Annotated in this window: 4 protein-coding genes, 1 tRNA gene and 3 rRNA genes; all 8 read right to left on the bottom strand. The window is 50.6% G+C overall.

The window, feature by feature from the left end; translation table 11 throughout:
* Positions 1 to 119 precede the first annotated feature (119 nt).
* Entirely contained in the window at positions 120 to 1,055 is a 936-nt protein-coding gene (locus tag QJS83_RS14740) for a hypothetical protein (protein WP_284605913.1), read from the bottom strand.
* Positions 1,055 to 4,852: a hypothetical protein gene (locus QJS83_RS14735; RefSeq protein ID WP_284605911.1), complete on the bottom strand. Its 3,798-nt coding sequence runs from the start codon at positions 4,850 to 4,852 to the stop codon at positions 1,055 to 1,057. Before QJS83_RS14735 ends, QJS83_RS14740 begins: the two co-directional genes overlap by 1 nt.
* Before the next feature lie 10 nt (positions 4,853 to 4,862).
* Complete coding sequence (locus tag QJS83_RS14730) at positions 4,863 to 7,391, bottom strand: host specificity factor TipJ family phage tail protein (protein ID WP_284605909.1); 2,529 nt, start codon at positions 7,389 to 7,391, stop codon at positions 4,863 to 4,865.
* Positions 7,366 to 7,653, bottom strand: coding sequence for a hypothetical protein (locus QJS83_RS14725; RefSeq protein ID WP_284605908.1), 288 nt, complete (start codon positions 7,651 to 7,653; stop codon positions 7,366 to 7,368). The genes QJS83_RS14730 and QJS83_RS14725 overlap by 26 nt, the downstream gene beginning before the upstream one ends.
* Before the next feature lie 107 nt (positions 7,654 to 7,760).
* Positions 7,761 to 7,877, bottom strand: a 5S ribosomal RNA gene (gene rrf / locus QJS83_RS14720).
* A 230-nt stretch (positions 7,878 to 8,107) separates the two neighbouring features.
* Positions 8,108 to 11,049 (bottom strand): 23S ribosomal RNA (locus QJS83_RS14715).
* Between the two features lie 110 nt (positions 11,050 to 11,159).
* Positions 11,160 to 11,236 (bottom strand) — tRNA-Ile (locus QJS83_RS14710).
* A 158-nt stretch (positions 11,237 to 11,394) separates the two neighbouring features.
* A 16S ribosomal RNA gene (locus tag QJS83_RS14705) occupies positions 11,395 to 12,908 on the bottom strand.
* Together the 16S, 23S and 5S rRNA genes with 1 tRNA gene alongside form the textbook arrangement of a ribosomal RNA operon.
* Positions 12,909 to 13,053: the final 145 nt, after the last annotated feature.

The raw sequence follows: 13,053 nt of genomic DNA, 5'->3' as shown, positions 1-13,053 counted from the left end.
CTCGATATCGTCGTCGCCTGAGTTGCGCGGGTCGAAGACAATTTTCGGGAGGTCTGGAGCTGGTGCAGTATTTACTTCCTGTTCCAGAGGGTTTACGTATACTTCGTTTTCTTCATCCATCATGTCACCGGGTATAAGGTATAAGTCTGATTTTGCAGTTCCTGTTCAGTCAGAACCTGCATCGTGCCACCCGACCAGGTAGCTTGCATCGGTGAGTCACCCGCCACAATCGACGCGACCAGCGTGGCGTTGAATGTGAAGTCTTGCTCGTGACCCAGGTCAGTGAAGTTAATGAACGCGTGTTGCGAACGACGGTTGCTTACTACTGCATGGCGCAGACGTGCAGCGATATCGTAGTCGCCTGACGGGTCCTGGTCGTTGTAGACGTGAATCATCAAGTGACGGCTAAGCGAGATACCGCGCCCCAGCGCCCGGATAGTCCGGTCAGGGTTGTACCAGCCTTCCGTCGTGGTGCCGACAAGACCCTGGTTGTTGATGATGGCCTTCACCTTCGAACCATACAGCGAGTAGTTAAAGGTGTTCGTCTGCGACATCATCGACCAGGTGAGTAGCGTAGCGCCACCCTGAGATTTGCCGATAGCAAACAGGTTCGTAATGTCGATGTTGAACAGTGAACGGTCATCAACCAGCGTGTCGACCGTGTATTTGAGGCAAGACTGGAAGTTTTGCACACGGCGATTCAGGAACTGGTTGTAGTTGCGGCGGAAGAATCCCCAGTCATCATACCACGGCGGCTGCGGAGTGTAATCCGGGTCGGTCGACGCAGAATGATGATAGTAGATTACAGCAACCAGCTGGCCCCGGTCAGTATGTGAGGTGATTGCTACTGAGTTAGTTGCATAGCGCTCGTACACACCTGCACCGGGCATAATGTACACCAGCGGGCGCGGGTTGATAGATGGGTTCCACGTATCGTTGTAGAACACGTCCATCAATACCCAATATTTAGAAGTATCAGTAATCGACGTATACGTACTATCGTAGGTAAACGTCGGGTCAAGGGGAACCTTGACCGCGAAACGTTGGATTGCCATTAGAATTTACCCTCAATCTGGTTGGCATACAGGGCCGACATACGAGCACGAGCATTATATTGCATACTTAATCCGCCAGATGCAACGATTACGTCGCCTGGACGTGCGAAGTTAGGTACCGTCAGAATGCTACCAGCTTTGACGACGCTAGTCAGGCTGAAGCAATACTGACAATCCGGGTAGAATGAGACATCCATATCGACCGGGATGACGAACTTAGCATAGAAGCCCTGGCCCCATCCGGCGAACGTTTCCAGCTTAACCTGATTCGGGTCAGCTGTGGTTAGATACAGCATCTCTTCAGACACTAGCTCTGCCGGAACGTTATCTGCCATACCCAGACCGATAAGCTGCTGAGTGTCAGTAATTGCCGCTGGCTGCGAGTACACACCGCGAATAGACAGTTGCACTTGCAGTCTGGTAGTCGCGTCCGGCACTTTGCGATACAGAGTCAGCGAACCTTTCAGACGACCATGCAACGGAGTAGCGTTTGAGAGCGTCCAGTACAGCCAGCCACCTTCACACATTGCAAACGGGCGGAACATCATATGGTCAATCATGCTGTTCTCAGTTCCTGAGTCAATCGCCAGGAGTGGGATATCTGCGCGAGTGCCGATGAAGAAGTTGTACTGACGGTCAAAGCTGTTCTCAAGGCAGCTGTTGAACAGGAAGCTGATATTACCAACCGACGACGGCGGCAGAATACCATGATTGCCGTTGCGAGCGGTGACGCCGCCATTCAGGTCAGCGGTATGCTCAGCAATCGGGTCAATCCCCAGGCGAGTCGATGACGTCTCAGCTGGAGTGGTGCCGAAGCTCGGACGCGGCAACTTCAGGTAATTGGTTGCGTCAACGGCGTACTCGTATCGAGACTCATCGACGTAGAGCGTATAGCCAGTATGACCAGTGTTCCACATTACCAGCTCACTACCCTGGTAACTCTGCATTGCGTCAGTGTCGACAGTCAGCTGCACAGTTACGTTGTGACCAGCCGATGCGTTAGGGCCATTGACGACAAACGTATACGTGCGGATACCCACACCTAATTCAAAGCCGACAGCCGCGTTGTGCAGAAGCTGACGCGTTTCCTGAGTGCGGTAGTTGGTCTTGTTGATTGCTTCGAACTGCACAGCGCCATTCGTGTCGCACATCATGTAGCCGACTTTATAGAACCAGCCCGGTAGCGCACCGATAACTTTGACATCCATGATGACATTGTTAAGGATATCGCGAGTCGTCTGGGATAAGCCTGAGACGCTAGGTGGGTTGACGTTGTTACGGCGACCGCAGTTAACATACGGGAAGATAGTCCCACGGTTCAGCGTAGTGCTTACCGGGACATACGTGTAGCGAGTCTCGTCAATAATCCAACCATAGCCGCTGTTGCTGGTGTTGGTTGCGACGTATGCAGCGCCAGCATTTGCAGCAATGGCGGTTGAGTCCATCGTCACACGCAGAACAGCTTTGTTGTTCAGCTTGTCATATCCAACCGCACCGCGACGGCTGTCAGGAATAACAAGGTCAAGCTCGTAGGTGTGAATCTTACCATCGAGTACCGGAACGACAGGGCCATTGTAAATCATGGTCGTGTCGGTACCAGTCGCGAAGCCTGTCTTGTTAATCATGTACACCTGCATCGTGTACGCGCTTCCCAGAATGTAGTAGCCAATCTGATAATAGAATCCTGGGATAACGTTGATAAATTCGACGTCGAGGAACACTTCGCGAGCAATGGTGCCGTTAGTGCCGCTCAGGTCTACGCTGGTAACGTTGTTACGCTGCGCAGTCTGAGTGAACGGGAACAGGCTACCTTTATTGCGTGATGCATTTTCAGCGACAGCTGAGATGTTCGCAGCATTGGTATCAATCTGAGATTGCAGAGCTGTCACAGCACGGTCAAGGTACACGTATCCGCGCGGGTCGATAATCCACGCATACGCGCTGTGAGTGTTGTTCCAGCCAACGAAGTCAGATGCCATTGCGTTGTAAGCCGCCAGATTCAGCGTCAGCACTAACACAGGCTTGTGGTTAGTTGCACTTGCCAGCTCTACGCGGAAAGTAACGTCGGTATCGCCCAGAGTGGTCGTTACAGCAAGAGCTGCATTGAATACCTGACTGCTTGCGCCAGTCGACGCGTAGGTTGCACGTGGGACAGCATAGACCTGCAACACTGGTGCAGCGCCGCGCCCAAGGAAGCCAATCTGGTAGAACATGTTCGGGTCAGCGTCGTCAATTGTCGCCCCGATGATGACGTTCTTAATCCATTCCTGAATCGCGCCGGACATGCTGGCAATCGGCACTACAGCGGTACCGCCACGGCTACCCTGGTTGTTGAACGGCTGGCTTACGCCGATGTTGCGAGCGCTGTTTTCACCCTGCACAGGCAGGTCAGCTTCCAGAACGCTAACACGGCTTTCAAGGTCGTCGACTTCCGACTGATTCATTACGATGTAATGACGCGGGTCGATAATCCATCCGTATGAACTGGATGTAGTTGCGGTTGCAGTATAGTCGCCAGTCATCGCATTGTAATTCGCAACGTTGATGGTCAGGCTGAACTTAGTCTTGTAGTCAGGCCCGGTTACTGAAGTGTTCAAATCGACCAGCACAGTCACGTCAGTATCTGTGATACCTGTATTGATTGCGACAGTGGCGTTGAAAACCATAGTCCCGGTATTGCTGGTCGCAAACGAGGCTTTTGGCAGAGCGTAGACTTGCAGCGTCGGGTTTGCACCGCGACCCATGAAGCCAATCATATAATAGTAGTCAGGATGCGCGTCGATGACGCTGATATCACTGAATACGTTAAGCAGCCAGTTACGGATGCTGGTCGACATGCTGGACAGCGGCAGCGGTGCCTGATTGTTGCGGTTGCCCTGGGTGCAGTGTGGCTGCGGTACGCCAATGTTACGGCTGGTTGCGTCGAGCTGCGCTGGCATCCCGGCTTCAAATGCTTCCAGAGCCGTTACGCGGTTGCCCAGGGAATCAATCTCACCTGTAACCACACTATTGTCGACGAATTCGTAATGGAACGGGTTGACAATCCATCCGAAGCCACTGTGCGTAGTCTGGAACGCAGTATAGTCGCCAGTCGATGCGTTGTAGTTGTCAATGTTCAGGTTGACTTTCAGACGCGTCTTGTAGCTGGGGTCGAGCGGAGCCGTGTTAAGGTCGATAACGTAGGTGAAGTCTGTTCCGGTCAGGGAAGTATCGACTGCAACCGTAGAGTTGTATACGCTAACGCCGCCAGTGCTTCCGTTGAATGCGCTACGCAGCACAGCGTACACCTGAACCAGCGGGGTAGCATTGTGCGCGTGATAGCCGATATAGTAGAAGTAGTTCGGGTCAGCGTCGATGACTTCGATACCACGGAAGATGTTCAGCATCCAGTTACGGACGTTGAATGCCATGCTTGCAATTGGTAGCGGAGTCTGCCCGTTACGCGTGCCTTGCGTAGTGAACGGGAAAGCAACGCCACGGTTGCGATAGTCGGCTGTAATCTGGTATACGGACTTAACCCAGGTAGATGAAGAAACTACCCAGTAGTAAGTTTCACCAGTCGTGCCGTCGATACCGTAGGCGTTGTCGTTCAGTGGCGTATACGCATCCATTGCCGTCTTGTCGGCAAACATCAAGGCTGTGCAGTTTTCCTGAACACGGTCGGTCAGCCCGCGCCAGGTAAAGCGCTGCGTACCCGACTCATCCAGATAAAACCTGGTAGTCGAGTTCACAATCGCATTAAAGCGGTCGGCGTTACGGTCTGCTAACTCCAAATCAGCGATGGAGATAATTGCCATGTCTTAATCCTCAAGGATGATAGTCTTTATCATGCAGATAATATCTTGAATCGTAGTTGACGAGTTTCAGGTCAACAGTCATATCGTCGTTGCTGGTAATCTCATCTACGAGGAATGCCCGGATTTGAGTTTCGTCAGACGCCACAATATGAAACAGCGTTGTTGCATAATATCCTGAATCCGTCACCAGTGGCAAGCGTGGCGCATACGACAGCATAACTTTGTCGTAAGACGGGCCTTGCACAACCGGGATTGATTCAACGGTGCCGTCACTGAGCTGTAAGAACATGCTGTAAGTCTTGCTGGAATCCAGCCGCACTTGTGGTGATACGGTCAGCATTGTTCCCAATACCGCAGTAACGCTACCCTCCAGCAAGCTGCTGCGAGTGTTGTCAGAATTTAGCACACGTTCAGTCAATAGCAAGATATTTGCGTCATCCATCGCAGACATTTCAATCTTGACATTCTGATACGTCATTTTCTGGTATGCACGCCATGCTAAAACGGTTGCTTGCTTCAGGTTGCGGATACCTCGCACTTCTAACTTTTTATAGTTGCTGCGACCATCGTCAGGGATACGTAAAGTCTGCTGGCTGTCGAAGTCATCCGGGTCGTTCCAGTTAATCTCTACGCCATCATAGTCCTGATAACGACCGAAAGATACAGTACGCTTCTCAGACCCTGGACGTTTGTTGCGATGGTTAAAAAGCAGCACAGCGTCGTTAGTCTCCTTCTCAAAGAAGATGCGATACTTATTACCGCGACGGTACGCTACGCAATGGATAGCCTGAGCAACAGAGCTGAGCGCTTCTTCGAATGAGATACTTGCATCGTCAAACGTATAGTTGAAGCCAACGGACTCGCTATAGCCGAAGTAGTCGCGAGCCTCAGCAACGGTATCGTAGATGTTCTGCACATCAATAGTGCTCTGAGGCTTCTTGCCGAAGTCAGTGTTATAGATGATATAGCACATGATGTCAGCCGCATCTGCTGTAGGAGCGTATGCTGCCGTATTGCCAACATCAAACGTGTTGTCAGGCAGACGTGGCGGCAGACGTGATGTTACACGCAAGTTAGTCTTACGCTCGCTGGCGCTCAACGCAGATGCTGTGCTGTAAATCTTAGTACGCATATGGGTATGAGGCACGTGATACGATGACCACAATCTTGACGAGTAAATCTCCGTGACCTTAATCGTCTCAACATGCTGCGCACCTGAGTCGTCGCCGGAATCGCTGGTGCGGCGCATACGTACACGGCATGGCCCGGTAAATGACGTTTGATAGATGACGCTGACGCCAACGCTATCGCGAGACGTAGCTGACCCGGTAATGCTGCCGTTGTAAACGTCGACCGGGCCGAGCGGGTTCCCCAGGTTATCAATCTGGATAAACTCAATGGTAAAGTCGACCGTAGTCTTGTACTGGTTGCCTGAGCTGTTGCCGACATAGTACAGACCTTGGGGGCCGCGAATGTTGACGATGACATATGAGCGGTTAGCCTGAGTCGTCATGTCGAACGGGCCGACCCACTTATCCGCGTCAGGAGTCAGGTTAGCTGAACAAGTCGGAGTGCTGCCGGACAAGCTGCCCCAGTTCGGGTTAGCGAGCACCGGGTTAGACAGTACAATCTTCTTAGCAACGACAGTCAGAACAACGTACGTTCCGTTGAGGTCGAGGGTGTTACCATTAGATACGCTGTTCGTCACAGTAATTTCTGTGCCAGCTTCAATGTAGTCAGTAAAGTCGCGGTCAGAACTGGAAGACAGCTCGATTGAGTCCGGCCCGGTAAAGAAGATATTGTTATCGCCTTCGAACACGTCAACGTTAGGTGGCAGCAGCGTTTGTCCGGTAACGGACGCGACCGGGTAGACTTCGTGCCAGGGGTCAGTAATCTGCGCACCGATGGAGAAGATAGGCGTATCGTTGATGAAGTCTTTACCTGGGTCGTACACCTGGAGCGATGCGCCAGCCATGCTGTCAAAGCGCGTCTCGCCTTCGAAGGCGTCATGGATTTGCAGATATCCGCGACTAATCACCATGAGACTGTGCTCAATCTCCTGAGTCCCTTCGAGCAGCTTGTATGCTGGCGAATACTGGTCTGGATACGAACGAACGGTGCCGAGAATATTCGGGATACGCTCACCGATTCGGATATCATTCTTACGTTCAGATAGCGAGTTGTTCGACGAGCCGCGTGAGTTGCTTTCGCGCTGCGAGACGACCGGAATAGACGGCTTCAGGAAGAAGGCCATTGCGACAACGGCGACGATTGCGACGACGGCAATAATTGCTACCGGGCCTTCAGGGTAATGCACGACAAAGAAGGTGCCGCGCATATGCATGAATGCGTTAACTGAATCTTCAGTCGACGGAGTGACGTCAGTTTGCTCTGACACCTGCTCATGATAGATGCGAGCGTTAGACGGGAATGAGTCACCGTAGTGCTCGACAAGTGTGGCTAACACGTCATCGGTTTGAATCTCAATCCACGTTGAAGGGTCGAGACAGTTTTCAGCAATCCAGAGAGTGTTTAACATGATAGTAACTTACCTTTTTATATAGCGGCAGCACAGTTTCAGGCAGCTCGAAGAATACGCCGCGATGTGTGTTGTGCAGGATTCGGCCCCGCAGATACATCCCGACATGAATCAAATCTTTCCCGGCATTCATGAGAACAATACACGGCTCTTCCGGCGCACGCAACGGTTTGAAGATGCGCAGCTCACCCAGGGTGACGCGACGCTCTGCCCTGGGTGCGTACAGTCCCGCGATGTATGGCCCCAAATCAAAGCCGTACATATCTAACCACACCTTAGCGACAAAATGACCGCAATTGCGGTCACGAAGGTGATATGGCTCGTAAAAAAACCCGGATTACTTTCGTAACCCGGGTTCGAGTAAAAAAGAGCTGGCATCGTGCTACTCTCCCACATGGTCGCCCATGCAATACCATCGCCGCAAGAGGACTTAACTTCTGAGTTCGGAATGGGATCAGGTGTGGCCCCTCTGCTATAAACACCAGCAAAGCGTTTTTCTTATACAATTCGTTCTTTGAACAGACAACCAATCCAAATGGTGCTGTTCTTTTTATAGATAATTGAATGATTGATTTAATTGATTTTTAGCGATTATCGGTTAGTCCCATAATCTTCATTCTCTGCTCATTGATACCCTAGAGTATCCAGAGAACTAGTCTCTGACTTTAAAAGTTTTCGAGACGAGATCTTCGTTAACTGTCGTTAAGAAGAAAAATTTAAAAAAGCCTCACGACCTATTAGTACGGATCAGCTGAATGTATTGCTACACTTACACCTTCCGCCTATCAACCTCGTAGTCTCCAAGGGGTCTTTAGGGGGCCGAAGCCCCAGTGAAATCTAATCTCGCAGTTTGCTTCCCGCTTAGATGCTTTCAGCGGTTATCAATTCCGAACATAGCTACCCTGCATTGCCACGGGCGTGACAACAGGAACACCAGAGGTTCGTCCATCCCGGTCCTCTCGTACTAAGGACAGGTCTGCTCAAATTTCATGCGCCCACAGAAGATAAGGACCAAACTGTCTCACGACGTTCTGAACCCAGCTCGCGTACCACTTTAATTGGCGAACAGCCAAACCCTTGGGACCTGCTCCAGCCCCAGGATGTGATGAGCCGACATCGAGGTGCCAAACTCCATCGTCGATATGGACTCTTGGATGGAATAAGCCTGTTATCCCCGGAGTACCTTTTATCCGTTGAGCGATGGCCCTTCCACGCGGGACCACCGGATCACTTTGGCCTGCTTTCGCACCTGCTCGACTTGTAGGTCTCGCAGTCAAGCCCCCTTATGCCAATGCACTCGACGCCTGGTTTCCAATCAGGCTGAGGGGACCATCGCGCGCCTCCGTTACTTTTTGGGAGGCGACCGCCCCAGTCAAACTGCCCACCAGACAGTGTCCCTCTCCTCGTTTCGAGGAGCAGGTTAGATTTCAAAGTTGCCAAGGGTGGTATTTCAAGGTTGACTCCACCGGAGCTAGCGCCCCGGCTTCAAAGTCTCCCACCTATCCTACACATGCCAACTCTAAAATCACTGCCAAGCTACAGTAAAGGTTCACGGGGTCTTTCCGTCTTTCTGCGGGTACTCGGCATTTTCACCGAGAATTCAATTTCGCGAGGCATTTGGTTGAGACACCGGAGAAGTCGTTACGCCATTCGTGCAGGTCGGAACTTACCCGACAAGGAATTTCGCTACCTTAGGACCGTTATAGTTACGGCCGCCGTTTACTGGGGCTTCGATTCTCTGCTTCGCTTGCGCTAACAAATCCTCTTAACCTTCCAGCACCGGGCAGGCGTCAGCATGTATACGTCGTCTTGTGACTTTGCACATGCCTGTGTTTTTGATAAACAGTCGCTACTCCCATTTCTCTGCGACCTGAAAAAGCTTGGGGAGCAAGTCCTTACACTCTCTCAGGCACACCTTTTCCCGAAGTTACGGTGTTAAGTTGCCGAGTTCCTTAACCAAAATTCACCCCATCGCCTTAGGATATTCACCCCACTCACCTGAGTCGGTTTACGGTACGAGCTAACTAAGCTAAATTTACGAAACTTTTCTTGGATGCATGGCTTTTCACACTTCCGGGACAAAGTCCCTCGCATTCACACCTCAGAGTTACGACCAGCGGATTTGCCTACTGATCCTCCTACATGCTTACACCTCAATCCAATAAGAGGCTGTGATATCCTACACCGTCATTCCTTAAACACACTTAGCTAGGTAACGGAATATTAACCGTTTTGCCATCGACTACGCCATTTGGCCTCGTCTTAGGACTCGACTAACCCTGGGAGGATTATCCTTGCCCAGGAATCCTTGAGTTTTCGGCGCCCGGGTTTTTCACCCGAGTTCAACGCTACTTATGTCAGCATGATCACTTCTAGTTCGTCCAGCTGTCCTACCGGTCAACCTTCATCCTACACTAGAACGCTCCCCTACCACTAAAATATAAAATATCTTAATCCAAAGCTTCGGTAACACGCTTAGCCCCGTTGTATCTTCCGCGCAGAGTCACTAGACTAGTGAGCTATTACGCTTTCTTTAAAGGATTGCTGCTTCTAAGCCAACCTCCTAGTTGTCAAAGTAACTCCACAACGTTCTCCACTGAGCGTGCATTTAGGGACCTTAGCTGTTGGTCTGGGCTCTTTCCCTCTCGACTCATGACCTTATCACCCTGAGTCTGCCTGCTGAGGAACATATCTGTGGCATTCGGAGTTTATTTGGGTTTGGTAATCCGGTAAAGACCCCTAGCCCATTCAGTGCTCTACCTCCACGATACTTTTTACTCAACGCTATACCTAAATATATTTCGGGGAGAACCAGCTATCACCCAGTTTGATTGGCCTTTCACCCCTAATCACAGATCATCAAAAGAGTTTTCAACCTCAACTTGTTCGGCCCTCCACGAGGTGTTACCCTCGCTTCAGCCTGTCCATGATTAGATCACCGGGTTTCGGGTCTATGCCTGCATACTAAATCGCCCTATTCAGACTCGCTTTCGCTACGGCTCCACCTGCAACGGCTTAACCTCGCATGCAAACATAACTCGCTGACTCATTATGCAAAAGGTACGCTATCGCCCATATAAAGGGCTCTAACTGCTTGTAGACTTACGGTTTCAGGTTCTATTTCACTCCCCTCTCGGGGTTCTTTTCACCTTTCCCTCACGGTACTTGTCCTCTATCGGTCACTAAGGAATATTTAGCCTTAGGAGGTGGTCCTCCTGGATTCCCACGAGATTTCACGTGTCTCGTGGTACTCGGGATGCCGCTAGGGCCATTGAAGTTTTCAATTACGGGGCTATCACCCTGTTTCGCCAGACTTTCCAGACTGTTCTTCTAACTTCTCCGGTCCCACATTGCGGTCCCACGACCCCTCATTCAAATAAATGAATAAGGTTTAGGCTGTTACCCGTTCGCTCGCCACTACTAGGGTAATCTCGGATTTGATTTCTCTTCCTGAGGGTACTGAGATGTTTCACTTCCCCTCGTTCGCTTCAGACACCTATGTATTCAGTGAATGATACCATAAAATGGTGAGTTGCCTCATTCGGAAATCTCCGGATCAAAGTGTGTGTGCCACTCCCCGAAGCTTATCGCAGCTTACCACGTCCTTCATCGCTTCTTAGTGCCAAGGCATCCACCGTAAGCCCTTTGTAGCTTAAAAAAAATGGAACTAACCTCGCTAAAAATCAACTAAATCAATCTATTCAATTGTCAAAGAACGAAAAACGTTCGCGTGTCATCTCTCTCACTCTAACAGTCCAACTCGCTAGTTGGTGGGCCAGGGAAGACTCGAACTTCCGACCCCACGCTTATCAAGCGTGTGCTCTAACCAACTGAGCTACTGGCCCGTGTTAGATGCTTAAGAGATTTCACTCTTTCAAAACTAAATAGCTAGATAAGATTTTTGGGACTCACTCGACTCGGGAAGAGTCAAGTTGACCTAAGATTGGGTCATTTTAACTTACTAAAAACAAGTCTTAGTGAAGATTGACCGGATAATCCTTAGAAAGGAGGTGATCCAGCCGCAGGTTCCCCTACGGCTACCTTGTTACGACTTCACCCCAATCATCGACCATACCTTGGGCGCCTGCCTCCTTGCGGTTAGCGCAGCGACTTCTGGTACAGCCGACTTTCATGGTGTGACGGGCGGTGTGTACAAGGCCCGGGAACGTATTCACCGCGGCATTCTGATCCGCGATTACTAGCGATTCCAACTTCATGATCTCGAGTTGCAGAGATCAATCTGAACTTAGATAGCTTTTCTCCGATTTGCTCCGTCTCGCGACTTCGCTTCAGTTTGTGACTACCATTGTAGCACGTGTGTAGCCCTAGGCATAAGGGCCATGAGGACTTGACGTCATCCCCACCTTCCTCCGGTTTAACACCGGCAGTCCATTTAGAGTGCCCAACTGAATGCTGGCAACTAAATGCAGGGGTTGCGCTCGTTGCGGGACTTAACCCAACATCTCACGACACGAGCTGACGACAGCCATGCAGCACCTGTGTACCGGCCCTTGCGGGCGACGGCGTTTCCGCCAATCTTCCAGTACATGTCAAGCCTAGGTAAGGTTCTTCGCGTTGCATCGAATTAAACCACATGCTCCACCGCTTGTGCGGGCCCCCGTCAATTTCTTTGAGTTTTAATCTTGCGACCGTACTCCCCAGGCGGGATACTTAACGCGTTAGCTTCGTCACTGAAGGGGTCAATACCTCCAACAACAAGTATCCATCGTTTACGGCGTGGACTACCAGGGTATCTAATCCTGTTTGATCCCCACGCTTTCGGGTCTGAGTGTCAGTGTCTAGCCAGTTACCCGCCTTCGCCACCGGTATTCCTCTTGATATCTACGTATTTCACCACTACACCAAGAATTCTAGTAACCTCTCTAGCACTCAAGCTACGCAGTATCAAATGCACTTCTAGGGTTGAGCCCTAGGCTTTCACACCTGACTTACATAGCCACCTGCACCCGCTTTACGCCCAATGATTCCGAACAACGCTAGGATCCCTCGTCTTACCGCGGCTGCTGGCACGAAGTTAGCCGATCCTTTCTTACAAGGTACATTCATTGTGTTATTCCCTTGCGACAGAGCTTTACGACCCGAAGGCCTTCATCACTCACGCGGCGTCGCTGCATCAGAGTTTCCTCCATTGTGCAATATTCCCTACTGCTGCCTCCCGTAGGAGTCTGGACCGTGTCTCAGTTCCAGTGTGACTGATCATCCTCTCAGACCAGTTAAAGATCGTTGCCTTGGTGAGCCATTACCTCACCAACTAGCTAATCTTACGCGGACTCATCTTGAAGCGAAAAACCTTTGACCCCTAGAGCCTCAGCCCCTGTGGTCTTATGCGGTATTAGCTAATCTTTCGACTAGTTATCCCCCTCTTCAAGGCAGATTATCCACGCGTTACTCACCCGTGCGCCACTAGTACTCACCCGAAAGCTTTCCCCGTTCGACTTGCATGTATTAGGCACGCCGCCAGCGTTTGTTCTGAGCCAGAATCAAACTCTCCAGTTTAAATTCTGTTTAGAAGCAAACAACTAGCTTTTACGCTGTGTTTGTTCGAATATTTTTTGAAATTGTGAATATCAATTACTTGATATTCAAAGAGCCCAAAAATCTATATCTCTAGCTATTCAGTTTTCAAAGAGCGAAAAACTTA

Source organism: Bdellovibrio sp. 22V, from assembly GCF_030169785.1.
Taxonomy (GTDB): Bacteria; Bdellovibrionota; Bdellovibrionia; order Bdellovibrionales; family Bdellovibrionaceae; genus Bdellovibrio.
This window is presented reverse-complemented; position numbering and strand designations above follow the sequence as displayed.

Excerpts from the sequence above, each read along its gene's own strand:
- QJS83_RS14740 (WP_284605913.1), bottom strand. The coding sequence starts at position 1,055 with ATGGCAATCCAACGTTTCGCGGTCAAGGTTCCCCTTGACCCGACGTTT.
- QJS83_RS14735 (WP_284605911.1), bottom strand. The coding sequence starts at position 4,852 with ATGGCAATTATCTCCATCGCTGATTTGGAGTTAGCAGACCGTAACGCC.
- QJS83_RS14730 (WP_284605909.1), bottom strand. The coding sequence starts at position 7,391 with ATGTTAAACACTCTCTGGATTGCTGAAAACTGTCTCGACCCTTCAACG.
- QJS83_RS14725 (WP_284605908.1), bottom strand. The coding sequence starts at position 7,653 with ATGTACGGCTTTGATTTGGGGCCATACATCGCGGGACTGTACGCACCC.